This is a genomic window from Curtobacterium sp. NPDC088465, from assembly GCF_044753165.1.
Taxonomy (GTDB): domain Bacteria; phylum Actinomycetota; class Actinomycetes; order Actinomycetales; family Microbacteriaceae; genus Curtobacterium.
This window is the reverse complement of record NZ_JBIVMR010000001.1, coordinates 857,397-882,650: the sequence shown is the minus strand read 5'-3', so window position 1 is coordinate 882,650 and position 25,254 is coordinate 857,397. Positions and strand designations below refer to the sequence as shown.

Sequence of the window (25,254 nt, the reverse complement as noted above, 5' to 3'; positions counted from 1 at the left end):
GGACTCGATGACGGCGCCAGGGCACCATCGGAGCATGACCTCGACCACCGACGCGGCTCCGGCCCCGACGACCGGCTCCCGTCCCGTCCCCGCTCCGCGTGGGCGGCGCACGCACTCCCGTCGCCGGCACGGTTTCGGCTTCTGGGCCGTGGCCTTCGCGTTCCTGGCGGTGATGGCGTTCGCGACCGTCCCGGCACCCCTCTACGTGATCTACCAGGCGCGCGACGGCTTCCCGACGTTCACGACCACGGTCGTCTTCGCCGCCTACGGTGTCGGGGTCGTCGCCTCGCTCTTCCTGGCGGGACACCTCAGCGACGTGCACGGACGACGCCCGTTGATCCTGGTGTCGATCGCCCTCGAGCTCGTCGCGGCCGTGCTGTTCCTGCTGTGGTCCGACGTCGCAGGTCTCGTCGTGGCGCGGTTCGTCACCGGGCTCGGCGTCGGGCTCCTCACCGCGACGGCGACCGCGCACCTCGGTGAACTGCGGGTCCGGGCGACCGGCTCGTCCGCGTCCGCCCAGGGTGCGAGCGTCGCGGCCGGCGCCGTGAACCTCGGCGGTCTGTCGCTCGGCGCCCTGGTCGGGGGCGCGCTCGCGGAGTTCGTCGGGCAGCCGCTCGTCGTGCCGTACGTCGTCTTCGTCGTCGCCCTGGCGGTCGCGTTCGTCGTCGTCCTCGCCGCGCCGGAGACCGTCGACCGTCCCGAGCAGCCGGTGCCGTACCGACCGCAGCGGATGGCCGCTCCCGAGGGGCAGGCCGGCGTGTTCTGGGCCGCCGGTGCCGCGGCCTTCGCCGCCCTGGCCGTGCAGGGACTCTTCACCTCGGTGGCCCCGACCTTCCTCGGCACCACGTTCCACGTCACCGACCGTCTCGCCGCGGGCGCCACGACGTTCGGGGTCTTCGCCGCGAGTGCGGTGTCGCAGATCGTCTTCGCAAGGCTGTCCCAGCGTCGGCAGATCCGGCTCGGCCTGGTGCTGCTCGTCGGTGGTCTCGTCGTGCTCGCGGTCGCCGCCGTGCTCCTGCAGGTCGCGGGCTTCATCGGCGGCGGGGTCGTGGCGGGTGCCGGTGTCGGGCTGCTCTTCCGGGCCGCGATCGCCCGCGCGGGGTCGCTCGTCGGGCCGGAGCAGCGCGGCGGGGTGCTCGCGGCGACGTTCCTCGTCGCGTACGCGGGACTGACCGTGCCCGTCGTGGCGGTCGGCGCCGCGCTCCTCGTCGTGCCGACGCTCCCGGTGCTGCTCGCGTACGTGGCCTTCGTCGTCGCACTCGCACTGGTCGCCGGCCTGCGCCTGGCCGCCCGCGCGGCGTAGTCCGCCGCGACCAGCCGACCACCCGGCCAGCCGTTCGGCAGGTCGTCTCCCGGCATACTGGAGCGCATGCCCCAGCAGCGCCGACGTCCGGCCGTCACCGTCGTCGCCGCGGTCATCGCGGCCGGCCTGGTCGCCGGCGGTTTCGCCCTGACGGCGCAGCGCAGCGGCGAGGACCCGGTGATCGGCGGCGGAGCGTCCACCGTCACGCCCAGCGCGACCGCCGCCGACGGAGCGACGCGCGACGGCACCGTCACCATCGAGCGGTCGGGCCCCGACCTGCCCGGCGGCGACGTGCTCGACCGCTGCGACGCTGACCGCCGGGCCGTGGTCGCCCGGTACGAGACCGCCGCGCTCGGACGGGTCGAGCTGCAGTGCGGCACGTCCGGCCAGGGCTACGAGCACATCCGCGTCCGGCACACCGCCGACTGGCAGGACGTCGTCCGGGGCCACGGCTCACGGGACTGGGACGACGCGATGCTCACCGCCGTCCGGTCCGTGCTCGAGGCACCGCCCGCCGGCTACCCGCAGGACGCCGGGGACGGCAAGGTCTGCTACGCCGCGCCGGTCCGCTTCGACGACGGCTCGCGTCCGTCGGCGGAGCCGAACGTGCGGGTGATCGTGTCGGAGACGACCGACCGGGTGATCACGGCGTTCCCCACCGACGACGGCGGCTGCTGACCGCACCGGACCGGTGCGCAGGCCGGGCCGACCCGACCCGTCCCGACGCGTGCACCTCGTGCCTACGCGTGCACCTCGTGCTCGTGCCGCCGGTGCGAGACCGGTTCGAGCTGGAAGGTCGAGTGCTCGACGGGGACGTCGAAGTGCTCCGCGACGCACTGCTGCAGCGCGTCGAGGATCCGGGGCGCGTGCGCGGTCGAGAAGCAGTGGTCGTCGACGACGACGTGCGCCGTCAGGTTCGGCACGCCGGTGGCGACGAGCGTCGCGTGCAGGTCGTGCACCTCGATCACGTGGTCGAGCTCGAGGATGTGCGCGCGCACGTCGTCGAGGTCGAGCCCGGGCGGTGTGGACTCGAGCAGCACGTTCGCGGTCTCGCGGAGCAGCCGGACGGCCCGCGGCAGGATGAGCAGCCCGATCAGGATCGCGGCGATCGAGTCGGCCCGCTCCCACCCGGTGAGCGCGAGGACGACGGCGGCGGCGATCACCGCGACGGACCCGAGGGTGTCGTTCAGCACCTCGAGCCGGGCCGCGCGTGACGTGAAGCCGCCGCCCGAGGCCCGCGCGAGCACCGCGTAGGCGACGAGGTTGCCGACGAGCCCGACCACACCGAACACGAGCAGCGGGCCGGCGTGGATCTCGGCGGGCACGAACAGTCGTTGGACCGCCGAGACGACGACGAAGACCCCCACGGCGAGCAGGATCGCCGCCTGCGCCGTGGCGCCCAGCACCTCAGCGCGCTGGTAGCCCCACGTCCGCTGGGCCGTCGGTGAGCGGCGCGCGAGCCGGGTGGCGACGAGGCCGATGCCGAGGCCACCGGTGTCGACGACCATGTGCCCGGCGTCGACGAGCAGCGCGAGGGAGCCGGTGACGACCGCCCCGACGACCTCGGCGAGCAGGATGCCCGCCGAGATGCAGAACGCGACGAGCAGCGCGCGCTCCGAGGCGCCGGCATGCCCGTGCGCGTGGTCGTGTCCCATGCCTCGATCGTAGGGAACGAGGCCGACACCGTGCCAGGATCGGCGTCGTGACCCGGTCGCCCTACGAGCTGACGACACCGTCGGCCGTGCTCGCACGGTTGCACCCACGACTGCGCACGTACTTCGGTGCGGTCCCGGTGGGTCACGTCGGCCGCGGCGCCGCGGACGGTCGGGAGGCACGGGTCGCCGTCCGCGCGCACCGCACCTTCCGCTTCCGGACCGGACCGGACCCCGCACGATGGTGGACGCGATCACCGCCGAGCCGCACGGGCTCGTCGACCACCTCGGTCGCGGTGGGCGCGTCAGCGCCCTGCTCCGGGCGGAGGTCGACGCGGACGGGCCGGACGCGGGCGCCCTGCGCCTGGTCTCCACCCGGGTGACGGTCCGTGTGCTGGGACGTGCCCGGAGCCTCCCGGCCGTCGCCGCTCCGCGCGTCACGCTCGTGGAACGATTCGATGACGATGCCGACGTGCAGCGCGTGTCCCTGCGGCTCTCGGCGCCGCTGATCGGCACGCTGTACCGGTACGAGGGCGCCTTCCGCTACCGGATCGAGCCCGACACCGGACAGGGGACACCATGAGCGACGACACCACCCGCGCGCCGAGGGGCCGCGCCGTGATCGCGGGAGCGGGCGGCTTCGTCGGACGGTACCTGCAGCGTGCCTTCCGCGACGAGGGGTACGAGGTCGTCACGGTCGGTCGCACGGGCGACGCGGTGTGGGGCAACACGCTCCGGATCCGTGAGCTCGTCGACGGTGCGGCGATCGTGGTGAACATGGCGGGCAAGAGCGTGAACTGCCGCTACGGCCGTCGGAACCGGGCGGAGATCATGCGCTCCCGCGTGGACACGACGCTCGAGCTGGCCGAGGCGATCCGGACCGCCGAGCACCCGCCGCCGCTGTGGGTGAACGCCTCCACCGCGACGATCTACCGGCACGCGGACGACCGACCCCAGGACGAGGCCACGGGTGAGCTCGGCGAGGGCTTCTCGGTCTCGGTCGCGAAGGCGTGGGAGGACGCCCTGTTCAGCGCGGACCTGCCGCACACCCGCCGGGTCGCGCTCCGGATGGCGATCGTGTTCGGCGACGGGAGCGCCCTCGTCCCGCTGCTCCGACTGGCCCAGGCCGGTCTCGGCGGGCCGCAGTTCGACGGGGCGTGGTTCCCGACGCGTGCCCGGCTCCGAGCGGGCACGTACCACCACGACCGGCACACGCACGGGCGGCAGCGGTTCAGCTGGGTGCACATCGACGACGTCCTCGGGGTGATCCGGTTCGTGCGCGACCACGAGGACATCGACGGCCCGGTCAACGTCTCGAGCCCGGAGCCGTCGGACAACCGGACCGTGATGGCCACCATCCGCGACGCGGTCGGACGGCGCTTCGGGCTGCCGACCTGGCGGTGGATGCTCGAGATCGGATCGTTCGCGATCCGCACGGAGACCGAGCTCGTGCTGAAGAGTCGGTGGGTCGTGCCGACGCGACTGCTCGAGGCGGGCTACGAGTTCCGGTACCCGCACCTGCGCGGCGCGCTCGCCGGCATCATCGCCGAGCGCCGGCAGCACCGGGGCTGACCGGCACCGCCACCGCCGGCACCGCCGCGGCCGGCACCACCCTCGCGGTGCGCGACGACCACAGCACGGCGACCACCACCACGGCACCGGCCACGACCTCGACCACGTCCGGCACCTCGCCGAACGCCGCCCACGAGGCGAGCACCCCGATCACGGGGACGAGCATCGAGAACGGTGCGACGGTGCTCGACGGGTACTTCCCCATCAGGCGCGACCAGATCCCGTACCCGACCAGGCTCCCCGCGACGACGATGTAGAGCAGGCCGAGGTCGGCCGGCAACGCCGACGCGGTGAACGCCGTGCCGAACGCCCGACCGACCCGTTCCGGCCCCTCGACGAGCAGCGACAGTGCGAACATCGGCACCGGCGGCACGACGGCCCACCACAGGGTCAGGTGCAGCGGGTTCACCGGACCGGTCCGCCGCGTCGCGACGTTGCCGAGCGCCCAGCCCAGCGCCCCGCACAGCACCAGCACGACCGGCAGCAGCGCCGCGGTCTGCGCCCGGTGCACCGCGATGACGCCGAGGGCCGCGACCGCGACGGACACCCCGACGACCTGACGGGCGGTGAGCTTCTCACGCAGCAGGACCCCGGCGAGCACGACCGTGAACGGCGCGGATGCCTGGATCACCAGCGACGCGAGCCCGGTCGGCATCCCGGCCGCCATGCCGAGGTACAGGAACGCGAACTGCAGGACGCCGAGCGTCGCACCGACGAGCACGATCCACCGGAACGGGACCCTCGGCCGCGGGACGAACAGGATCGTCGGGACGGCCAGCAGGCTGAACCGGACGGCGGCGAGCAGGAACGGGGGCCAGTGGTCGAGGGCGATCGCGGTCGCCGGGAAGTTCAGACCCCACGCCACGGCGACGACGAGGGCCAGGATGCGGTCGCGGAAGAGCACGGATCGATCGTCCCGCACGAGAAGCGGTAGCACCAGCGCACGGTGCGACAGCATCGTTGTAGGGTCCCTGCATGGTCGGCTTCGACATCGCCCTGCTGCCGGTCCTCCGCGAGCTCGCGGAACGGGGGAGCGTCACCGCGGTCGCAGCAGCCACGCACCGCACCCCGAGCGCGGTGTCGCAACAGCTCCGCACGCTGCAGCGCCAGGCCGGCGTACCCCTGGTCGAGCGCGTCGGGCGCGGCGTGCGCCTCACCGCGGACGGCCGGGCACTCGCCGACATGGCCACCGGTGTCGCGACCGCGCTCGCCACGGTGGAGTCGGCGTGGTCGGAGCACCTCGCGGGGGTGAGCGGGACGGTCGACCTCGCGGTGTTCCCCTCGGCGGCCGAGCTGCTGCTGCCGGGGCTCCTCACGCGCATGCGCGAGCACCCGGGCATCGTCCTCGAGCTCTCGGACGTCGACGTCAGCGAGGGGGAGTTCGCGCCGCTCACCGCCGACCACGACGTCGTCATCGGGCACCGCCCGGACGGTGCCCGCCGCCCCGACGGCGCCGTCGAGACGGTCGCGCTGCTCCGGGAACCGCTCGACGTCGCCCTGCCGCTCGACCACCCGCTCGCCGACCGGGAGCGCGTCGGCATCGAGGACGTCGTCGACGAGACCTGGATCGGCGTGCCCGAGGACTACCCGATCGACCGCGTGCTGATCGCGATGGCCGCGGCGTCCGACACCCCGCCGTCGGTGGCGTTCCGCACGATCCACCTGCCCGTCATCGAGAACCTGGTGGCCGCGGGGCACGGCATCGCGCTCGTGCCCCGGTACACGTCGGGCACGCGTGCGGCGGGACGGTTCCGGTTGGCGACGCTCGCCGACGTGCGGGCGGGCCGGAGGATCGAGGCGCTCACCCGTCCGGACCGCGCGGTCCGTCCCGCGGTCCGCACCGTCCTGGAGGCGTTGGTCGCCGAGGCACGGGCCGTCACCACCTGAGGTGGTGACGCGCGCGGCGGGGCCGCCCCGCGCCTCCCGTCCGCTGCGCCCGCTCGCGGTCTCGCGGAACGCAACGACGGCGGCTGCTCGCAGGGGTGTACCGCTGCGAGGAGCCGCCGTCGTTGCGTGTTGCGGAAGGGGTCGGACTAGACGTCCAGGCGGTCGACGAGCTCGTCGGCCAGGCCCGTGTAGGTGCCGGGCGTGAGGTTCGTCAGTCGTGCCTTGGCGCCCGACGAGATGTCGAGGCCGTTCACGAACGCGACGAGCTCGTCCTGGCCGATGCGCTTGCCCCGCGTGAGCTCCTTGAGCATCGCGTAGGGGTCCTCGATGTTCGACTGCCCGGCGGTGACCTCGGCGCGGATCACCGTCTGGATCGCCTCGCCGAGCACCTCCCAGTTGTGGTCGAGGTCCTCGGCCAGCCGGGTCTCGTTCACCGCGATCTCGCCGAGCCCGCGACGCAGGTTGTCGAGCGCGAGCAGCGAGTGCCCGAACGCGACGCCGATGTTCCGCTGCGTGGTCGAGTCGGTCAGGTCGCGCTGCAGGCGGCTCGTCACGAGGGTCTCGGACAGCGTCGAGAACAGCGCCGACGAGATCTCGAGGTTCGCCTCGGCGTTCTCGAACCGGATCGGGTTGATCTTGTGCGGCATCGTCGACGACCCCGTGGCACCGGCCACCGGGATCTGCGTGAAGTAACCCATCGAGATGTAGGTCCACACGTCGGTCGCCAGGTTGTGCAGGATCCGGTTCGCGTGGCGCACCCGGTCGTACAGCTCGGCCTGCCAGTCGTGCGACTCGATCTGCGTCGTCAGGGGGTTCCACGTCAGGCCGAGGCCCTCGACGAACTCCTTCGACAGCGCGGGCCAGTCGGCCTCGGGGTCGGCGGCGAGGTGCGCCGAGAAGGTCCCGGTGGCGCCGGAGAACTTGCCGAGGTACTCGCCGTGCTCGATCTGCGTCAGGACGCGCTCGAGGCGGTAGACGACCACCGCGAGCTCCTTGCCGAGGGTCGTCGGCGTCGCGGGCTGCCCGTGCGTGTGCGAGAGCATCGGCACGGCGCGGAGCTGCTCCGCCGTGGTGCGGAGCGTCGCCAGGACCGAGCGGTAGGCGGGCAGCCACACCTGGTCGACGGTGTCCCGCACCGTCAGTGCGTACGACAGGTTGTTGACGTCCTCGCTGGTGCAGGCGAAGTGCGTCAGCTCGGCGATGGCGTCGAGCCCGAGCTCGGACAGGCGGCGACGGACGAAGTACTCGACGGCCTTGACGTCGTGCCGCGTCGTGGCCTCGATCTCGGCGAGCTCCGCGATCTGGTCGTGGCCGAAGGTCTCGACGACCCGGCGCAGCGCTGCCTTGTCGTCGATGCTCAGCGGCGAGGTGGTGAACATCGCGTGGTCGGTCAGGAAGATGAGCCACTCGACCTCGACCACGATGCGTGCGCGGTTGAGGCCGGCCTCGGAGAGGTGCTCGCCCACCGTGTGCACGACCGGGTAGTACCGCCCGTCGAGCGGGCTGATCGGCTGCGGGGGAAGGGGGGTCATGGGGCTCCCTGACGGACTGCCGGTTCGAGTTGGCGGAAGAGCGCCCGGCAGGCACGCTCGACGGTCGAGAGCACTCGGTCGAACTCGTGCCGGTCCGCGTAGTACGGGTCCGGCACGTCGGCCTGCTGGGGCCAGGCGTCGTCGTACCGCAGCAGGAGCGTCACCTTGGCGGCGTCGTCCATGGTCGGTGCCCACGAGCGCAGGACGCGTTCGTGGGAGCGGTCGAGTGCGACCACCAGGTCGAGGTCCGGGAACCGGTCCGGGTCGAACTGGCGGGCGCGATGCCTGCTGCCATCGTATCCGCGCGCTGCGAGTGCCGCGATCGTGCGCTCGTCCGCGGGCTCGCCGACGTGCCAGTCACCGGTGCCCGCCGACTCGACGACGAAGCGGTCGGCCATGCCGGCGTCGGCGGCGACCTGTGCGAAGACGATGCCGGCCATGGGGGAGCGGCAGATGTTGCCGCTGCAGACGAACGAGACGCGGAACGGGGCGTCGGCGTCCGGGCTCATGTGCACATCATGGCGCACGGACGTGACGTCCGCGACGGCGGTCCGACCGGGAGGCACGGCGCGGCCCTCGCCGTCGGCACGCGTCGCGCGGGCGGCCGGCTCGGTGCGGCCCGCGGTCACGGACGCGGGCGGTTCAGCACCGGCCGCACGAACAGCCCGATCAGCCACGAGAACACGGCGAGCACGAAGGCACCGACGATGCCCCAGCCGAAGGACTCGACCTCGAGCCCGAAGCCGATCGCGTCCGAGATCCCGGCGACGATGAGCAGCAGCACGGCGTTCACGATCAGTGAGATCAGGCCGAGCGTCAGGACGTAGAGCGGGAACGCGACGATCCGGATGATCGTGCCGATGACCGCGTTCACGAGCCCGAACACGAACGCCACGAGCAGGAACGTGAGCACCACGGCGGTGGTGTCCCCGTCGCCGAACGGGGTGACGGTGACGCCGCTCACGATGAGCGTGGTGAGCCAGAGCGCGACGGCGTTGACGACGAGGCGGACGAGGAATCGCATGCCCTCATGATGCCCGTCGCGCCCCGGACGGTCCCCGGTAGCCTGAGCGCGTGACTGACGAGCGCGTGCACATCCGGCCCGAGGTGGCCGTCCTCCCCGCGTACAAGCAGGGGCGTCAGGCAGCGCCCGACGCCTTCAAACTGTCGAGCAACGAGAACCCGTTCCCGCCGCTGCCGGGCGTCGTCGAGGCCGTGCAGGCGCAGACGGCCTACAACCGCTACCCGGACGCCACCGCCCTGGCCGTCCGCGCCGTGCTCGCGAACCGCGCCGGACTCACCGTCGACGAGGTCCACGTCGCGCCCGGCAGCGTCGCGATCCTGCACGAGCTGGCCCGGGCGACGAGCGGCCCCGGCGACGAGGTCGTCTACGCGTGGCGCTCCTTCGAGGCCTACCCGGGTGTCGTGACGGTCGCCGGTGCCACGAGCGTGCAGGTGCCGAACCGCCCGGACGGCGGCCACGACCTCGACGCCATGGCCGACGCCGTGACCGACCGCACCCGCATGGTCATCGTCTGCTCGCCCAACAACCCGACCGGTCCCGTCGTCACGGGCGCTGAGTTCGAGACGTTCATGGCGCGCGTGCCGTCGACCGTGCTCGTCGTGCTCGACGAGGCCTACGCCGAGTTCGTCACCGAGCCCACGGCGGTCCGTGGCACGCCGCTGCTCGAGCGGTACCCGAACCTCGTCGTCCTCCGCACGTTCTCCAAGGCGTACGGACTCGCGGGCCTGCGCGTCGGGTACGCGTTCGGTCCGGCGTACGTGCTCGACGCCGTCCGTGCCTGCGCGATCCCGTTGTCGGTGACGGCACAGGGCCAGGCGGCGGCGCTCGCGAGCCTGGAGCGCGAGACGGAGCTGCTCGACCGCGTCGCCGAGCTCGCGGCGAGCCGTGACCGCATCGTCGCCGCGCTGCGCGGCCAGGGCTGGGACGTCCCGAACGCCCAGGGCAACTTCGTGTGGCTGCCGACCGGGGAGCTGACGGCCCACGCGGCCGAGCGCTTCGAGGCCGCCGGCATCATCGTGCGGGCCTTCGGGAACGAGGGCATCCGGGTGTCGATCGGGGAGCACGAGGCTGTGGAAACGCTCCTCGAAACGGCGGGGTCGCTTGTGGGGGACCTCCAGGCGGCCCGGTAGGCCCTGGCGTTACGCTGACCGACATGTCATTCCACGCCGCGGCCCCCGCGACGGCCACCGTCCGGATCCTCGACCCCGAGGGCCGGTTCGTGGAGACCGACGAGAACGCCGAGTACGCCGCCGTCGCGCGGACGATCCCGGACGAGACCCTGCTGGCGATGCACCGCCGCATGGTGCTCACGCGTCGGTTCGACCACGCGGGCCACAACCTCCAGCGCACCGGTCAGCTCGGCCTCTGGGTCCCGAGCCACGGACAGGAGGCCGCGCAGGTCGGCTCCGTCTTCGCCCTCCGCGCACAGGACCACGTCTTCCCGTCGTACCGCGAGCACGCCGTCACGATGCACCGCGGTGTCGAGCCGATGGAGATCATCGCGATGTACCGCGGCCAGACGCACGGCGGCTGGGACCCGGACGAGCGCGGCAACACGCACATCTCGACGCTGGTGATCGGGTCGCAGACGCTGCACGCGACGGGCTACGCGCTCGGTCAGCAGCTCGACGGCGACGTGGGCACCGGTGACCCCGACCGCGACGCCTGCACCATCGTCTACTTCGGCGACGGCGCGACCAGCCAGGGCGACGTGAACGAGGCGTACGTCTTCGCCGCGTCGACGAAGGCCCCCGTCGTCTTCTTCCTGCAGAACAACCACTGGGCGATCTCGGTGCCGGTGTCGGTGCAGTCGCCGACCCCGCTCGTCGACCGCCCGCGCGGCTTCGGGATCCCGAGCGTCCGCGTCGACGGCAACGACGTCCTGGCGTCGTACACGGCGTCCCTCGTCGCGACCGACCACGCCCGCTCCGGGCAGGGGCCGGCGTTCGTCGAGGCCGAGACCTACCGCATCGGTGCGCACACGAGCTCCGACGACCCGACCCGCTACCGCCTCGACGACGAGCTCACCTCGTGGGTGGAGCGCGACCCGATCGCCCGTTCGGCCGCGTACCTGCGCAGCCGCGGGGTCACCGACCAGCAGCTCGCGCGCTTCGACGAGGAGGGCGAGGACATCGCCGCCGACGTCCGACGGGCGACCGTGGCCCTGACCCCGCCGTCGGTGGACGTCATGTTCGACAACGTGTACCGCGAGCCGCACCCGGTCACCACCGCGCAGAAGGCCTGGCTCGAGCAGTACGAGGCCGGGTACGAAGGGGGCTCCCACTGATGAGCACGACCGAGCAGCTCTTCGACTACACGCTCCGCGCCCACCCCGGTGCGGGCGAGGTCCCCAGCGAGCCCGTGCAGACCCTGCCGATGGCCAAGGCGCTCAACGCCGGCCTCGCCGCCGCGATGGCCGCGGACGACAAGGTCCTGCTCATGGGCGAGGACATCGGCCAGCTGGGCGGCGTCTTCCGCATCACCGAGGGCCTGCAGGAGCGGTTCGGTGCCGAGCGCGTCCGTGACACCCCGCTCGCCGAGGCCGGCATCATCGGCACCGCGATCGGCCTGGCACTGCGCGGCTACCGTCCGGTGGTCGAGATCCAGTTCGACGGCTTCGTCTGGCCGGGCTTCGACCAGATCACCTCGCAGCTCGCCAAGATGCAGAACCGCCTGCCGCAGCACATGTCGCTGCCGGTCGTCATCCGCATCCCCTACGGCGGGCACATCGGCGCCGTGGAGCACCACCAGGAGTCCCCGGAGGCGTACTTCGCGCACACCCCGGGCCTGCGCGTGGTGAGCCCGAGCACGCCGAACGACGCGTACTGGATGATCCAGGAGGCGATCGCGTCGAAGGACCCGGTCGTGTTCCTCGAGCCGAAGTCGCGCTACTGGCCGAAGGGCGAGGTCGACCTCGTCGACGGCCACGTCCCGATGCACACCACGCGCGTCGCCCGGACCGGCACCGAGGTCACCCTCGTCGGCCACGGTGCGATGGTGGCGACCCTCATGCAGGCTGCGGACATCGCCGAGGCCGAGGGCACCAGCTGCGAGGTCATCGACCTCCGCTCCATCTCGCCGATCGACTGGGAGCCGCTGCTGACCTCGGTCCGCAAGACCGGCCGGGTGGTCATCGCGCAGGAGGCCTCCGGCTTCGTCAGCGTCGGCAGCGAGATCGCCGCGACCGTCGCGGAGCAGTGCTTCTACACGATGCAGGCGCCGCCGATCCGGGTCTCCGGGTTCGACGTCCCCTTCCCGGTGTCGAAGCTCGAACACCTCCACCTGCCGGACGCGGACCGTGTCCTCGAGGCCGTCGACCGCGCCCTCGCATACTGACCGAGCCGACCAGAACGTTCGAAGGAGCCGCAGTGCCCGCCGCCGAATTCCCCCTGCCCGACGTGGGCGAAGGCCTGACCGAGGCCGAGATCGTGCAGTGGCGCGTCGCGATCGGGGACGAGGTCGCCGTCGACCAGGTCCTGGTCGAGATCGAGACCGCGAAGTCGCTCGTCGAGCTGCCGTCGCCGTTCGCCGGGACCGTCACCGGGCTGCTCGTCTCCGAGGGTGACACCGTCGAGGTCGGCAAGCCGATCATCCGGGTCGACTCGGACGTGCAGGTCGCGTCGACGTCCGCCCAGCCGGGAGGCCCGTCCACCGTCGCCGACAGCGTCCCGGCCTCGCCGGACGTCGCCGTCACCCCGCCTGCCGCAGCGGCCGCTCCGGCTCCCGTCGCGCCGACGCCGCCGGCGCCCGTGCAGCAGACCTCCGCGCAGCAGACCCCGCCGGCACCGGCCGCCGCCCCGGCCGCACCCGCAGCGGCCGCACCCGCAGCGGCCGCACCGGCAGCTGCTGCTCCGCAGCAACCGCGGCACGCGGCTCCGTCGCAGCCGGTCGCTGACCACGCGACCGTCGTCGGCTCCGACGAGTCGTCCGGCGCCGTCCTGGTCGGGTACGGCTCCGCGACCACGTCCCCGTCCCGCCGGAAGCCGGGCGCCCGCCGGGCCGCAGCGCTCGCCGCCGAGGCGAGCCGTGCCTCCAGTGCGGACGCCGTCGCCGCGGCCGAGGCCGCCTCGGACCCGGGCGAGGACAGCATCTCGCAGGCCGTCGGCGAGCAGGGCTCCCGACCGCGCAAGGCCGTCGTGTCGGGCATCGTCCTGGCGAAGCCGCCGATCCGGAAGCTCGCGAAGGACCTGGACGTCGACCTGACCGAGGTCGTGCCGACGGGTCTCGCCGGCGAGGTCACGCGCGACGACGTCATCCGGCACGCGAAGCAGGCCGGCGTCTTCCGCAACATCGAGACGCCCGAGTGGGGCGACGTCCGCCGCGAGACCATCCCGGTCAAGGGCGTGCGGAAGGCCATCGCGAAGGCGATGACCACGTCGAAGTTCACGGCGCCGCACGTGTCCCTGTTCGTCGACGTCGACGCGACCCGCACCATGGAGTTCGTCAAGCGCCTGAAGTCCTCGCCGACGTTCGCCGGCGTCAAGGTCTCGCCGCTGCTCGTCTTCGCCAAGGCGGTCATCTGGGCCGTCCGTCGGAACCGGTCGGTGAACTCGACCTGGACCGACCAGGAGATCATCGTCCACCACTTCGTGAACCTCGGCATCGCCGCGGCGACCCCGCGTGGGCTCATCGTGCCGAACATCAAGGACGCGCAGGACATGTCCCTGTTCGAGCTCGCGAAGGCGCTCGAGGACCTGACGCTCACCGCCCGCGACGGCAAGACCACGCCGCAGCAGATGGCGGACGGCACCGTGACGATCACGAACATCGGTGTCTTCGGCATGGACACCGGCACCCCGATCCTCAACCCGGGCGAGGTCGCCATCGTCGCGATGGGCACGATCAAGCCCAAGCCGTGGGTCGTCGACGGCGAGGTCCGCTCGCGCATGGTGACCACGATCGGTGCCTCGTTCGACCACCGGGTCGTCGACGGCGACGTGGCCTCGCGCTTCGTGCACGACATCGCCTCGGTGCTCGAGGAGCCGGCGCTGCTGCTCGACTGACGCCTGGGTCCCGGCGGTGCTGTGGGGTTCCGCAGCGCCGGGCCGGCGTCACTCAGGCGCGCGAGCGCAGCTCGTCGATGCGCCCTGCGACCGCAGCGCGGAAGGCGGAGACCGCGACGACGGCGTCGAGTGCGTGGCTCTCCGGAGGCTCCGCGCTGCCCGCGGCCGTGGAGAGTTCCGAGTACGCACGCGCGCCGGTCGCATCCGCGCTCGTGAAGAGGTCACAGACGGCGACGACCGCGTCGGCCCGGTCGCGCTCGGAGACCGGCTCGAGGACGGTGAGCACGGCGTCGGCGGCACGGGGTCTCCCGGAGCGGAGATCGGCCACGAGGACCCAGGCGAAGTCGTAGAGATCCTTGTCCGCGCGACGCCAGTAGGCGCTCGCGCCCTTCGCGGCGACGTACCCGCCGAGTCCGGTGATGGGCGCCTGTTCCCCGTTGATCTGCGTCGCGTGGACGTCGTGGAGCGCCGGCCCCGGTCCCCGGAGGTTCTTGGCGCCGAGCACCGAGCAGCCCGGCAGCGCGATCTCCTGGTCGATGTTGTCCGGGACGTCCACCAGGAACTCGACCAGGACGGGGAAGCCCCCGACGTCGAGCAGCCACCGCCAACCGGTGTTCGGGGTGGCCGTGACGAACCCGGCGGCCAGGAGTGCGTGCTCCAGCCACGCGAAGTCGAGGTCGTCCCGGTCGTACACGAGGCCGATGTCGATCAGGACGTCGACGTCGTTCGTGCCTTGGTGGGGCTCGTCCGACTCCACGAGGTGCTCCGGCACGAGGCCCCCGATGAGCAGCAGATCGCGTCGGCGGTCGCCCACCGCGCGCAGCAACGACGCGTACGCCGTCTCGGCGAGCGCTCGGGCACCCCGGCTCCGCGTCGATGGGTCCGAGCTCACGAGACCACCTGGAGCATCGTGGCGCGGAAGGACTCTGCTGCCTCACGCTCGCGGTCCGTGCCCGCGGCGAGGTCAGCGTAGACACGAGCGGGCGCGGCGACTCGGCGACCATCGACGATGCTGGCGGTCCTCTCGATGACGGGCGTGGTCGGTGCGAGTCTGATCCGCGGCACGGAAGCGGGGATCAGTCGGGCGCGTCGGGTCGCTTCGTCGATCCCGCGCCAGGCGTCCGGACTCGCGACGTAGGCGGTCACGACCCATCCGCCGGTCAGCGTGGGGCGGGACAGCTCGCTCGCTGCGGCTCCGGTCAGGACGAGCTCGTCGCCGAACGCCTCGACGAGTTGCTCCACGATGCGAGCGGGGTCCCGGTGGACCGAGTGAAAGCCGTCGAAGCGTCGGCGTTGCTCACCCGTCCACCGTGACCAGGAGTCGAACATCGCCGGCCCGTTCGCGACGACCCGGCTCCGGGGTCGAAGGCCCGGTGCCGTCCACTGCTGCGCATCGAGGAGCGCGTAGGTGCCGGCGACGGTCCCGAGGGATCGACCGCTCATACGGGCAACCGTCTCGACATCCGGTACGTCGCTCGCTCCCGCCGTGGCGGGGTCCTGCTTCGTCAGGACGGCGAGCAGCGCTTCCGTGACGTCAGCCCGGGCAGGGCTCCATGTCAGCGGACGATCAGCAGGGCGGGACGGCGAAGCGCCGTCCCGGTCGACCCACACGGTACCGAGACGGAGCTCCGCGGATCCATCGCGCCCGACCCACGACGCGCCCTCGGAGCGGAGCAGCTGTCGTGCTCCTGGTGACACGGTGTGGGCAGCGATCACGATGAGGTCGCCGTGCTCTCGTGCTGCGCGCACTTCCGGGTCGATCAGTGCTCGTTGCACGTCCCTCGGGTAGCCGTAGCCGGCCCAGGAGACGACGAGGCGGCGACGGGATCCGTCGGGCAGTGTTGCCGTCCAGCTCCCGTCGCGTCTCGGTGAGAGGACGACCGAGCCGTTCGGGAGCGCTTCCGCCAGTGCGGTGATCGCGAACTCTTCAGTGTTCGGCACGTTTTCACTGTACAGTGAAAACGTCCTTCATGCTGAAAAATCGGTGATTGTGTACTCGTTGGGCGGCCCCGGGCTGCGCGAAGCCGCAGTCCGGGGCCGGATCGCGCGGACGTCGCGTGGTGTCCACCCAGTTGTCGGGGGTCGGGGTGATGATCGGACCATGGCCCACCAGCTCCTGACCCCACAGCAGGAGATCCGGACGGATCGCCTGGTGCTGACACCGCTCACGCCCGCCGACATCGACGACGTGCACACGGTGTTCTCCGACGCGCGGACCTGGGAGCACCTGCCCTCCGGGCGGCACGCCGACCGTGCGACGACGATCGACATGGTGCAGCGCAAGATCGGCGGTCGGGCCCGGTACGGCCTCGGCTCGTGGACGGTCCGCACGACGGACGGAGCGTTCGTCGGGGTCGGCGGCGTCGACATGACGACGGCGGGGGTCTGGAACCTCGGCTACCGGTTGGCTCCCGCAGCCTGGGGGAACGGGTACGCCGGCGAGCTCGCGCGCGCAGCCGTGGCCGAAGCGCACCGCGCAGCTCCCTGCGCGCCGGTGACGGGCCGGGTGCTGACCAACAACCCGGCGTCGGCCGCTGTGCTGCGGAAGGTGGGGCTGTCGCTCGTCTGGCAGGGGCCGGCGTCGGTCGCTGCTCCGGACGGCGTGCTCGGTCAGGTGTGGACCGACCGCGAACTCACCGACGACCAGTTCGCCTGGCTCGTCCGCAACGCCTGAGGGGCGGACGACGCCGAGGAGCGGGCCTGCTCAGGGGCCGCCTCGATGGTCCCGTGCATCCCGGAGGGCGATCACGCGTGCCGCGCGCCGTGTGACCGACGGAGCGTGCGTCGCGATGAGGACCGCGGCGCCTGCGGCCGCGAACGACTCGAGCCGGTCGAGCACCAGCGCAGCGTTGTCGGCATCCAGCGCGCTGGTCGGCTCGTCGGCGAGGATGACGGACGGCTGCTTGACGAGGAGCCTCGCGAGCGCGACGCGCTGTTGCTCGCCGCCGCTCAACTCATGGGCGCGCGCCGTCGAGCGGCCGCCGAGTCCGACCTGTTCGAGCGCCGCGGCGGTCGAGAGGCCCCGACGACGGCCGCGTCCGGTCGGTCGGGCGAGGTCGACGTTCGCCCCCACGGTTGCATCGTGGACCAGCCCGAAGTCCTGGAACAGGTAGCCGATGTGGTCCCGTCGGAGCAGGCGCGCGCGGCGTGCACTCCGTCCCGCGTCCACACCGCCGATGCTGATCGTCCCGGAGTCGACCCGGTCGATGTGGCCGACGCAGTCGAGCAGCGTCGACTTGCCGCAGCCGCTGGGGCCCGTGAGCGCCACGACCTCGCCGGCGGCGACCGAGAAGGTGAGGTCCTCCCAGAGCGTGTGACCGCCCCGCTGCTTGCTGACCCCTCGTGCCTCGATCATCGCGCCTCGTCTCCTCGTGATCGGTCGGTCTCGCGCGCCGTGCCGAGGACGATGGACGTGCTCAGGATCGACACGACCACCGCGGCCGTGACCGCGAGCAGGGCCGACGGGCTCGCGGCCTGCGTCAGTGGGTCCAGCACCGAGATCTGCCCCGCATCGCCCAGCCGGAGCCGGGACCACGCCACTCCGGCTGCCAGTGCTGCGAGGACGACCGACACGACCTCGACGGTCAGCAGGTCGCCGTCGGCACGGACGGGGTGGACGCCCGCGACGGTCTTGGCGAACCGGGCACGGCCGTGCCGTCGACGATGGGCCGACGTGGCGAGCGCGGCGAGTACGACCGCCACGACGGCAGCGCTGACGACCGCAGCAGCCTGGGCGACGACCGTCCGTCGGGCACCGCGTGCGGTCTCCGCTGCCGCCTGTCCGACGTCCACCACGGCACTGATCTCCGAGCCGACCCCGGCAGCGTGGATCGCCCGCTCCGTGCGCGCACGGTCGCGGAACGCGACGTCGCCGGTCGACAGCCACGAGCCGAGCTGGTCCGCCGAGAACATCGTGGCCGGCGTCGGGACGACCACCAGGACGGCGTCGTCGAGCCAGCCCCGCACCGAGCCGCCGTCCGGGTAGGTCCAGAGCTCCGGCGTACCGAGGCGCCCGACGGTGATGTCCCTGCGGGCCGCATCGGGCGCATCGCGGAGGTCCCAGTCGGTGAGCGACCGGACCAGTGCGTCCGGATCGAGCCAGCTGTGCTCGGGGATCCAGGCGGTCGGTCTCGACCCGGCGCGGATGCGGGTGCCGTCTGCCGCGCGGACGTCCTGGAGCCGGAGGTACTCGGCGTCGACGAAGAGCGCGGGCACCCCGGCGTTGCCCGAACCGGTCGAGACCTCCTTGACCGCGCTGAGCAGAGCGTCGTGGTCCTGCAGCGCCCCACCGGCGAACCGGCCGAGCCGGTCCCAGTACGCCTGCGACTCGATCGGTCGGGGGTCCGGCGTGATCCACAGCTGCACGGCCGTCCCCGCCGCTCGGAGGTCCCGTTCGGTGCCGGACGTCCTCGCCACGATCTCGGCGCCGACGAGACCGCTCACTGCGGAGACGAGCAGCAGGGTCGCCACGAGACGGGCGGCGTGGGCGAGGCCGACGACACCGCCCGGCGGCCGTGCCCCACGCAGCGCGTCGACCAGGGGCCGTCGGCAGGCGAGGAGGACGCCCGTCGCGTGCGCGAGCACCACCGGCGTGAGCAGCGCGGCGCCGAGCACCGCGGTCGCAGCGACGAGTGCCGGCCACTGCGCTGCGCCGTTCATGATCCAGATGCCGACGCCGGCGAGTGGCGCGCCGACGAGCGCGACCGTCGCGCTCGTCCGCAGTGCACCGAGCTCCTGCCGCAGGATCCGCGCCGTGCTGTGTCCGTGCAGTCGCCGGACCGCGCAGCGCCGTGGGGAGCCGACCGTCGCGACCAGGCACGCGGTCGTCGCTCCGAGCACCAGGACGCCGACCAGGCCCGGGACGCCGTCGACCGTCGCACCGATCCCGAGCCGGCCCAGGAGCGGGGTCGACTCGGTCCGGGCTCCGTACCCGGCCGAGGCGAAGGCGCGGACCAGGTCGCGCCGGGCGGCCTCGTCCCCGAACAGTTCGTACGTCCCTGCCGGGTCCACGCGATCGAGGTCGGACATCGGCCGGACCCGGGACGACATCGTGCGGGAGAAGTCCGGGTAGCCGTCACGGAGCCACTGCTCGCCGATCGTCCCCGGAGCATCGGTCACGAGTGCTGTCCTGCGTCCGATCGGGTCAGCGCGGTCGGCGACCATCCGGACGACGGTCGCGTGGTGTTCTCGGACGACGCGGGCGATCGCTCCGGCGATGACCCGGTTCGACTGCGCCGCGCCGTCCAGGGAGACGGTGACCGACGACGTCGAGCCGACCACGCCGGACTCGTCCGTCACGGCCAGTCCGACGAAGGCGAGCACGAAGGCGAGCACCGGCGGGATCGCGTAGGCGAGCCGCAGCACGCGGGATCGCATGCCGTCCTCTCGAGCCTGACCGGATCAGCAGTTGTGGTAGTACGCCTGGTTCCCGCTGGGCTTCTTCGGCGTCGCCGCGTAGGCGTACCGACCACCTGCGACACCGGTGACGCGCTTCGTCTTCTTGCCGACCGCCGTGGCGCCGTGGCACCGCTTCTCACGGAAGTAGTTCGACCACACGTCCCCGCCGCTGACGCCCCACTGCCAGAAGCTCCCGCCCCCGCCGTCACTCCGCTGCTGGCCCGAGGTCCGGTGCTCGCCCGTCGTCCCGATGCCGGAGTCCGGGAGGACGACCCCACCCGCCTCGGGACCGTGCCCCAGGACCTCGGTCGGGCTGGCGACCGCCGCTGTCGCCGTCCCGCCGAGGACCAGACCGATCGTCACGGCGAGCCCGAGCAGGACCTGCTTCCCCGTGTCCCGTGTCGTCCCGTGTTCCATGTCGTCGTCCTTCCGTTCGTCTGACGTGTCCCCACAGCGTTGCGCGGGGGTGGTACTGACGTCAAACATCGGATGTACGATATTCAGTTTTGTGATCGAAGTTCCGCCACGGACAACGCATCCGCGAACGGCCCGACGTACGTCCGGAACGACCACTGCACAGTGTTCCAGTCGTGACCGCTGCCCGGCGCTGATCCGACCTCGACCCGGGCCCCTGCCTCCCGCGCGGCCGCACCGAGCTCCCGTGCGTTCTCGCTGAACTTCCGGTCGGACGACCCGGCGGTCAGCCAGAGGGCGTGGCCGTCCAGCCCGTGCTCCCGCATCTGTGCGATCGGTGCCGCCGCCTGCCAGGCCGCCACGGATCCGCCGAACGCCTGGTCGGCGCTGTGCTGCGGGCCCTGGTCGATCGGCTGGAGCTCGCTCGACACCGCCAGCGCCGCACCGAAGGCGGACGGGTGCCCGGTGAGGAACTGCATCGTGCACGTGCCGCCCTGCGAGAACCCGGTCAGCCCCCAGGCCTTCCGGTCGGTCGTCGCCGGTAGGTTCGCGTGGATCCAGGTCGGCACGTCCTGCGTCACGTAGGTCGCGACGTTCCCGAGCCGGGAGTCGACGCACATCGTGTTCCTCCCCGGCGCGGAGAGCTGGTCGACGCTCACGACGATGGGCGCCCGACCGTCGTGCGCGCGGGCGTAGGCGTCCAGGGACTCCGCCAGACGACCGGCGGTGAACAGGTCCCCGGGCGCACCCGGCTGCCCCGAGAAGGCGATGACGACGGGCAGTGGTCGCGGGTCCCGCACCAGGGCCGCCGGCGGCAGCCAGACGACGGCCGGCCGCGCGTCGAAGTGCGAGCGCGTGCCGGGGATGGTCGCGGTCCGGACGATCCCGGCGGTGGGCATCGTGTCGAGGGGAGCGGCGTCACGGTCGTAGGCGGGCCACGGGTCGCTCTGCACGACGGTGCCGAGCGTCGGGTACTTGGCGAACTCGACGTTGATGCCGAGCGCGGGCACGACGAGCGCCGCCGGTACCAGGACGATCGCGAGCGCGCGACGCCATCCGCCGCCCTGCACCAGACCGGTGACCGCGAGGGCGAGTGCCGCGCCGGCGAAGGCGCTCCACATCTGCGTGATCGGGCTCAGCGCGACGCCGAACAGGTCGACGACCTGCGTGGTGAACCAGCAGGCGGCGAGCACGACGAGCGCGGCAGCGGCAGCGATGCCGGCGCGGAGGGCCGCTCGGCGCCAGGCCTGCCGCGACCGCCACTGCCGCACGGCGGGCAGCAGGACGGCGGTCGCGAGCACGGCGAACGCCAGGTCGGCCGGCACGAGCTTGTTCGGTGCCTGCAGCTGCGTCGCGAGCAGCCACTCGACGGGGCTCACGAGCGGGCGGCCGGCTGCTCAGCCGCCGGGGCGACGTGCGCCTGGCGGAGCGCCCACAGGTGCTTGGGACGGAGCCCGGGCACGTACGCGCTGGTGAGCGCTCGCGCCACCCGGGGCGCCTGCAGCGCGCTCGGGACGACGAGCCAGAGCGGCTCGTGGCGCGCGCCGAACTTCTCCTTGAAGCGCTGCAGCGACCGGAAGCCGTAGACGGGCTCGAGCGCCCGGGCGAGGAGCGCCGACCCGCGGGCCACCCAGGACCCGGCGTCGGTGTGCGGTGCGAGCGGCGTGCCGGAGAGGCTGATCGTGGTGAGGCCGGCCTCGCGGGCGCGCAGGGCGGTCCGGGCGATCAGGAACTCCATCACCCCGGGCATCCCGTCCTCGCCGCGCCGCATGACGTCGAGCGTGTACCCGGTCAGGGCACCGTGCTCGTACACGGGCAGCCAGCTCGTCACCGCGGTCACCCGACCCTCGGCGGTCACGGCGAGCAGCAGTCGGACGTCCGGGTCCTCGAGCTCGCGGAACCCACCGAGCGTGAAGCCCATCTCCGGCAGCCGACGGTCGGCTGCCCAGCGGGTGCAGATCGTCTCGACCTGCGCGCGCTGGTCGGCGTCGAGGGCGGCGAGCGTGGTCCACTCGTCGCGGAGCCCTTCGCGGTCGGCACGGTTGGACGCGGTGCGCAGGTCCTGGCGCTTCTTGCCGCGCAGGTCGAACGTCGTCACGTCGAGCACGGACTCCACGCCCACGGGGAAGGACGCCCACCCCTCGGCCGCGAGGATCGCCCGCACCGGCTCGTGCACGCTCGTGAACGCGGGGGTCCAGCCGTTCCGCTCGCAGGCGCGGGCGAACGCGGCGACCACCTCGGCCCGGTCCGCAGCGGCGCACGCCGGGTCCGACACGGTCAGGGCGACGTCGCCGTGCACGCGGTAGGCGACGGCACCGAGTCCGTCCGGGTGCGTCCAGGTCGCGTTGCCCCGCCAGGTGCCCATGTGCCCGAGCGTGCCCGCGTCCCCCTCGCGGAGCATGCCGAGGTAGTCCTCGCCGCAGGTCGGCGTCGCACGGAAGCGAGCGCGCACCAGCTGGCCGCGGAGCACCACGATCGCCAGGAGCACGGCGGCGGGGACGGCCCAGGCCCCGAGCAGCGTGACCTGCCACTCGACCTCGTCGGTCGTCAGACCCTGCCACTGCACGAAGCCGTCCTGCAGTGGTTCGATGAGGAACACGTCGGCGAGCACGGCGGACAGCGTCACCAGCAGGCCCGCCGCCAGGACGAGCCCGGTGCGACGGCCGCGCTGGACGAGCCAGGCGGCCCCGACCAGGAGCACCCCGACGAGCACGGTCGCCCGGTCGCTCATGGCATCGGCGAACGGCGACAGGACGCCGTCCGGCTCCGGCACGACGAGCGTCACCAGGGTGCCCGCGCCGAGGGCGACGAGCGTCGCGACGACGACCGAGCGCGGGTGGGTGACGACGGTCCGGTCGGTGCGCGGCGCGGTCGGTGCCGGCCGGGAGGCGCGGCGCACCACGAGCGCTCCGGCGGCGGTCCCGAACAGGGTCGCCAGGGCACGCGCGGTGTCGGAGCCGTGGCCGGCGAACAGCACCAGGGTGAGCACGACCGTCCACAGGACGGCCCGGACACGACGTCGGCGGGCCGGCGGCATCGTGGCGGAGGCCGCGGCGAGCAGGGCGGTCGCGACGGCGGACGGGGCGAACAGCGGCTCACCCGCGGCGGCCTCCGCGTGGGCCTCGCCCATCGCCGACCCGACCGTCACCGCCAGGAAGGTGACGCCGACGGCCGCGAGCGGGGCGCCCACGCCGACGAGGACGGTGCGCAGCGACCCGAGCGTGCGTTCCGCGAGCACCGTGACGGCCACGACGACCGCGAGGGCTGCCCAGGCGACCGGCGGGTGGTGCGGGAAGTCCGGCTCGGCGTGCGCGACGCGTGCCGTGACGGCGAGCAGGACGGAGGCGACGCCGACGCCCACGGAGACGGGGTGTCGACGGATGCTGACGACGAGCGCTGACTGGACCACGCTGCCATCACAGCCGACCCTGCCGGGTCGGTGCATCGGGCGGTGGCGTGAACACGGGTGGCCGATCGGCCACCGACCGTCCCTCGGAGGGCTGGTCACCCGTCGTCCGCCGCTCGCTCGCCCGGCCGTCAGGGGGTGGGGACGCTCGGTCGGTGCTCGACGGGCAGGCGCAGGTGCAGCGCGAACCCGTCGCCGGGCTGCGGTCCCGAGTCGAGGCGGCCGCCGAGGAGCGACGCGCGTTCGCCGAGCCCGATGAGCCCCAGGCCGGACCCGGGCAGTTCGAGCCGGTCGGCACGTGCGGGCCCGTTCACGAGGTCGACGAGCACCTGGTCGCCGTGCAGCCGACCGCTGATCCGGACCACGGCGCCGGGGGCGTGCTTCCGGACGTTCGTCAGGCCCTCCTGCACGAAGCGGTAGACCGCGCGCTGCACGGGCAGGGGCAGGGTCTCGGGCAGGTCGACGGCCGCGTCGGTCTCGAGCCCGCTCGCGGCGACGAGCCGGGGCAGGTCGGCGAGCACGGGCTGCGGGGCGATCTCCCGGTCGGTGCCGCCGGACGCCCGGAGCACCTGGACCATCTCGCGCAGCTCCTGCAGGGTCACGACGCACAGCTGCCGGATCGTCCGCGCGAACGCCCGCTCCTGCTCGTCGCGCCCGGCCATCTGCACGCCGCCGGCCTGCACCGCGATGAGGGTCACCTGGTGCGAGACGACGTCGTGCATCTCGCGCGCGAGCAGGGCGCGTTCGCGGGAGAGGGCGACCTCGGCGGCGCGACGCCGTTCCTCGGCACGGGAGGCCCCGAGCTCGGCGATGCGGTCGACCAGGTCCGCGCGGGTCCGCACGAGCAGGCCGATCGAGAGCGGGCCGAGCGCGAAGATGAGCGCGTACACGATCGACACCACGATCTCGTCGAGCTGCTGCGGCGGGCCGACGACGAAGCCGCTGAACCCGACGAACTGCACGACGGCGGCGAGCAGCATGAGCCACCGGCGGTCCGTCCGCTCACCGAGCGTGAAGAGGGCGATGCTCGCCGCGACGACACCGGAGCCGATGAAGAGCCCGGGCATCGTGAGCGCGAAGGCCAGGACGGGGAGCCGCCGACGGAGGACGAGTGCACCCGCCGCGACGAGCGACAGGGTGATCTCGGTCGTCGTGGCGCCCGCGATGTCGAGCACGGCGTCGACGACGGCGGCCGCGAGGAAGAGCGCGTCGACCAGCCACCACGGGGCCGGGTGGGCACGCGCACGACGGAGGCCGACGTCGACGAGTGCGTCGAGCCTCCCGTCCGTCCGCGCCAGCAGCCGTCGGACGCGACCGGACGGAGCGGGCTCAGCCATCGAGCAGCCCGGCCTCCGCCGCGCGCAGCGCGAGCTGGACGCGCGTGGTGACGCCGAACGCGGCGAGGAGGGCGCGGACGTCCTCCTTCACGGTGCCGGTGCTGACGCCGATGCGCTGGCCGATCTCGGGGTTGCTGGCACCCTCGGCGACGAGCCGCACCACGGCGTGCTCGCGGTCGGAGAGCTCCGGCGCCGGCGTCGACGGCCGGTGCGCGAACAGGCGGGTGCGGTCCACGCCCGGTGCCAGGACGATGCCGCCGCGGGCGAGCGCCCGGACGTACTCGGCGAGCGACTCCGGGTCGGTGTCCTTGAGCAGGAACCCGGCGGCGCCGGACTCCATCGCCCGGGTGACCACCTGCGTGTCGGTGTCGAACGTGGTGAGCATCGCCACGGCGGGCGGCTCGGGCAGCTGCCGGAGTGCAGCGAGCACCTCGAGCCCGTTCACCCGGGGCATGCGCACGTCGAGCAGGACCACGTCGGGGGCGTGCCGGCGCACGGTCTCGACCGCGTCGACGTCACCGCTCGTGGCGACGACGTCGATGTCCGCCGCTGCGCCGAGGATGAGTTCGAAGCCGTACCGGACGAGCGTCTCGTCGTCCACGATCACCACCGAGGTCACGGGCGTCATCTTGTCACGGCGTTGGCTTCTCGCATCCTGATCGCTACTGTGAGGACAACTGGTCATGTCCGCACAGGACCAGCTGGGCGAGGACCGCCCGGAGTCGAC

The 25,254-nt window shown here is 72.9% G+C and carries 24 protein-coding genes; 10 read left to right on the top strand and 14 right to left on the bottom strand.

The genetic code is table 11. From position 1 onward, the window contains the following. The first annotated feature begins 34 nt into the window (after positions 1-34). Both ACIP6W_RS03980 and ACIP6W_RS03975 read left to right on the top strand, forming a co-directional pair. On the top strand, positions 35-1,303 hold the full coding sequence (locus ACIP6W_RS03980) for an MFS transporter (protein ID WP_311205800.1): 1,269 nt from the start codon (positions 35-37) through the stop codon (positions 1,301-1,303). 66 nt (positions 1,304-1,369) lie between these two features. Then, positions 1,370-1,981, top strand: coding sequence for a hypothetical protein (locus ACIP6W_RS03975; RefSeq protein WP_271826754.1), 612 nt, complete (start codon positions 1,370-1,372; stop codon positions 1,979-1,981). Positions 1,982-2,043: 62 nt separating this feature from the next. Here ACIP6W_RS03975 and ACIP6W_RS03970 read toward each other — a convergent pair whose 3' ends face one another. Next, positions 2,044-2,958, bottom strand: a complete 915-nt coding sequence (locus ACIP6W_RS03970; protein WP_251154196.1) for a cation diffusion facilitator family transporter — start codon at positions 2,956-2,958, stop codon at positions 2,044-2,046. Between the two features lie 238 nt (positions 2,959-3,196). On the opposite strand from ACIP6W_RS03970, the gene ACIP6W_RS03965 reads away from it, so the two are divergent. Next, positions 3,197-3,538, top strand: a complete 342-nt coding sequence (locus ACIP6W_RS03965; protein WP_400428378.1) for a DUF4166 domain-containing protein — start codon at positions 3,197-3,199, stop codon at positions 3,536-3,538. Next, entirely contained in the window at positions 3,535-4,527 is a 993-nt protein-coding gene (locus tag ACIP6W_RS03960; protein WP_209684251.1) for an epimerase, read from the top strand. The genes ACIP6W_RS03965 and ACIP6W_RS03960 overlap by 4 nt, the downstream gene beginning before the upstream one ends. Here ACIP6W_RS03960 and ACIP6W_RS03955 read toward each other — a convergent pair. Beyond that, the gene (locus tag ACIP6W_RS03955) at positions 4,496-5,431 is read right to left on the bottom strand and encodes an EamA family transporter (RefSeq protein WP_066657639.1); all 936 of its coding nucleotides are present in this window, start codon (positions 5,429-5,431) and stop codon (positions 4,496-4,498) included. The two genes, ACIP6W_RS03960 and ACIP6W_RS03955, sit on opposite strands and share 32 nt — an antisense overlap. A 71-nt stretch (positions 5,432-5,502) precedes the next feature. Here ACIP6W_RS03955 and ACIP6W_RS03950 point away from each other — a divergent pair, with 71 nt between their 5' ends. Then, on the top strand, positions 5,503-6,414 hold the full coding sequence (locus ACIP6W_RS03950) for a LysR family transcriptional regulator (RefSeq protein ID WP_251159945.1): 912 nt from the start codon (positions 5,503-5,505) through the stop codon (positions 6,412-6,414). Between the two features lie 146 nt (positions 6,415-6,560). Here the strand turns inward: ACIP6W_RS03950 and purB are convergent, their stop codons facing one another. From purB to ACIP6W_RS03935, 3 genes are all read right to left on the bottom strand, one after another. Continuing rightward, the gene (gene purB, locus ACIP6W_RS03945; RefSeq protein ID WP_209684247.1) at positions 6,561-7,946 is read right to left on the bottom strand and encodes an adenylosuccinate lyase; all 1,386 of its coding nucleotides are present in this window, start codon (positions 7,944-7,946) and stop codon (positions 6,561-6,563) included. Continuing rightward, entirely contained in the window at positions 7,943-8,455 is a 513-nt protein-coding gene (locus tag ACIP6W_RS03940; protein ID WP_066657642.1) for a low molecular weight protein-tyrosine-phosphatase, read from the bottom strand. Before ACIP6W_RS03940 ends, purB begins: the two co-directional genes overlap by 4 nt. Before the next feature lie 116 nt (positions 8,456-8,571). Next, positions 8,572-8,970, bottom strand: coding sequence for a phage holin family protein (locus ACIP6W_RS03935; RefSeq protein WP_066651768.1), 399 nt, complete (start codon positions 8,968-8,970; stop codon positions 8,572-8,574). Between the two features lie 50 nt (positions 8,971-9,020). Here ACIP6W_RS03935 and ACIP6W_RS03930 point away from each other — a divergent pair, with 50 nt between their 5' ends. The 4 genes from ACIP6W_RS03930 (at position 9,021) to ACIP6W_RS03915 (ending at position 13,973) form a co-directional block, all read left to right on the top strand. After that, complete coding sequence (locus ACIP6W_RS03930; RefSeq protein ID WP_400340459.1) at positions 9,021-10,100, top strand: histidinol-phosphate transaminase; 1,080 nt, start codon at positions 9,021-9,023, stop codon at positions 10,098-10,100. 23 nt (positions 10,101-10,123) lie between these two features. Continuing rightward, positions 10,124-11,257 (top strand): thiamine pyrophosphate-dependent enzyme, encoded by a 1,134-nt coding sequence (locus tag ACIP6W_RS03925; protein ID WP_400428376.1) that lies wholly within the window; start codon positions 10,124-10,126, stop codon positions 11,255-11,257. A gap of 89 nt (positions 11,258-11,346) precedes the next feature. Then, a complete protein-coding gene (locus ACIP6W_RS03920; protein ID WP_066657646.1) occupies positions 11,347-12,306 on the top strand; it encodes an alpha-ketoacid dehydrogenase subunit beta in 960 nt (319 codons plus the stop codon). A gap of 32 nt (positions 12,307-12,338) precedes the next feature. Then, positions 12,339-13,973 carry a dihydrolipoamide acetyltransferase family protein gene (locus ACIP6W_RS03915; protein WP_400428374.1) on the top strand — a complete coding sequence of 545 codons (1,635 nt, stop codon included), beginning with the start codon at positions 12,339-12,341 and terminating at the stop codon, positions 13,971-13,973. A 52-nt stretch (positions 13,974-14,025) separates the two neighbouring features. Here the strand turns inward: ACIP6W_RS03915 and ACIP6W_RS03910 are convergent, their stop codons facing one another. Together ACIP6W_RS03910 and ACIP6W_RS03905 are read right to left on the bottom strand one after the other, a co-directional pair. Further along, positions 14,026-14,865: a hypothetical protein gene (locus ACIP6W_RS03910; RefSeq protein WP_066651774.1), complete on the bottom strand. Its 840-nt coding sequence runs from the start codon at positions 14,863-14,865 to the stop codon at positions 14,026-14,028. Then, positions 14,862-15,914, bottom strand: a complete 1,053-nt coding sequence (locus ACIP6W_RS03905; protein WP_066651776.1) for a hypothetical protein — start codon at positions 15,912-15,914, stop codon at positions 14,862-14,864. The genes ACIP6W_RS03910 and ACIP6W_RS03905 overlap by 4 nt, the downstream gene beginning before the upstream one ends. Before the next feature lie 160 nt (positions 15,915-16,074). Here ACIP6W_RS03905 and ACIP6W_RS03900 point away from each other — a divergent pair, with 160 nt between their 5' ends. After that, positions 16,075-16,647 carry a GNAT family N-acetyltransferase gene (locus tag ACIP6W_RS03900; RefSeq protein ID WP_251154188.1) on the top strand — a complete coding sequence of 191 codons (573 nt, stop codon included), beginning with the start codon at positions 16,075-16,077 and terminating at the stop codon, positions 16,645-16,647. A gap of 30 nt (positions 16,648-16,677) precedes the next feature. Here ACIP6W_RS03900 and ACIP6W_RS03895 read toward each other — a convergent pair whose 3' ends face one another. The 7 genes from ACIP6W_RS03895 to ACIP6W_RS03865 form a co-directional block, all read right to left on the bottom strand. Continuing rightward, positions 16,678-17,328, bottom strand: coding sequence for an ATP-binding cassette domain-containing protein (locus tag ACIP6W_RS03895; protein ID WP_251159941.1), 651 nt, complete (start codon positions 17,326-17,328; stop codon positions 16,678-16,680). Then, positions 17,325-19,349 carry a hypothetical protein gene (locus tag ACIP6W_RS03890; RefSeq protein ID WP_400428371.1) on the bottom strand — a complete coding sequence of 675 codons (2,025 nt, stop codon included), beginning with the start codon at positions 19,347-19,349 and terminating at the stop codon, positions 17,325-17,327. The genes ACIP6W_RS03895 and ACIP6W_RS03890 overlap by 4 nt, the downstream gene beginning before the upstream one ends. 24 nt (positions 19,350-19,373) lie before the next feature. Continuing rightward, positions 19,374-19,787 (bottom strand): lactococcin 972 family bacteriocin, encoded by a 414-nt coding sequence (locus ACIP6W_RS03885; RefSeq protein ID WP_271826750.1) that lies wholly within the window; start codon positions 19,785-19,787, stop codon positions 19,374-19,376. Positions 19,788-19,870: 83 nt separating this feature from the next. Beyond that, complete coding sequence (locus ACIP6W_RS03880) at positions 19,871-21,163, bottom strand: esterase family protein (protein WP_251159938.1); 1,293 nt, start codon at positions 21,161-21,163, stop codon at positions 19,871-19,873. Then, positions 21,160-23,193 (bottom strand): DUF2156 domain-containing protein, encoded by a 2,034-nt coding sequence (locus ACIP6W_RS03875; RefSeq protein WP_251159937.1) that lies wholly within the window; start codon positions 23,191-23,193, stop codon positions 21,160-21,162. Before ACIP6W_RS03875 ends, ACIP6W_RS03880 begins: the two co-directional genes overlap by 4 nt. A 128-nt stretch (positions 23,194-23,321) precedes the next feature. Further along, positions 23,322-24,527: a histidine kinase gene (locus tag ACIP6W_RS03870; RefSeq protein ID WP_066651791.1), complete on the bottom strand. Its 1,206-nt coding sequence runs from the start codon at positions 24,525-24,527 to the stop codon at positions 23,322-23,324. Next, on the bottom strand, positions 24,520-25,146 hold the full coding sequence (locus ACIP6W_RS03865; RefSeq protein WP_200884149.1) for a response regulator transcription factor: 627 nt from the start codon (positions 25,144-25,146) through the stop codon (positions 24,520-24,522). The genes ACIP6W_RS03870 and ACIP6W_RS03865 overlap by 8 nt, the downstream gene beginning before the upstream one ends. Positions 25,147-25,254: the final 108 nt, after the last annotated feature.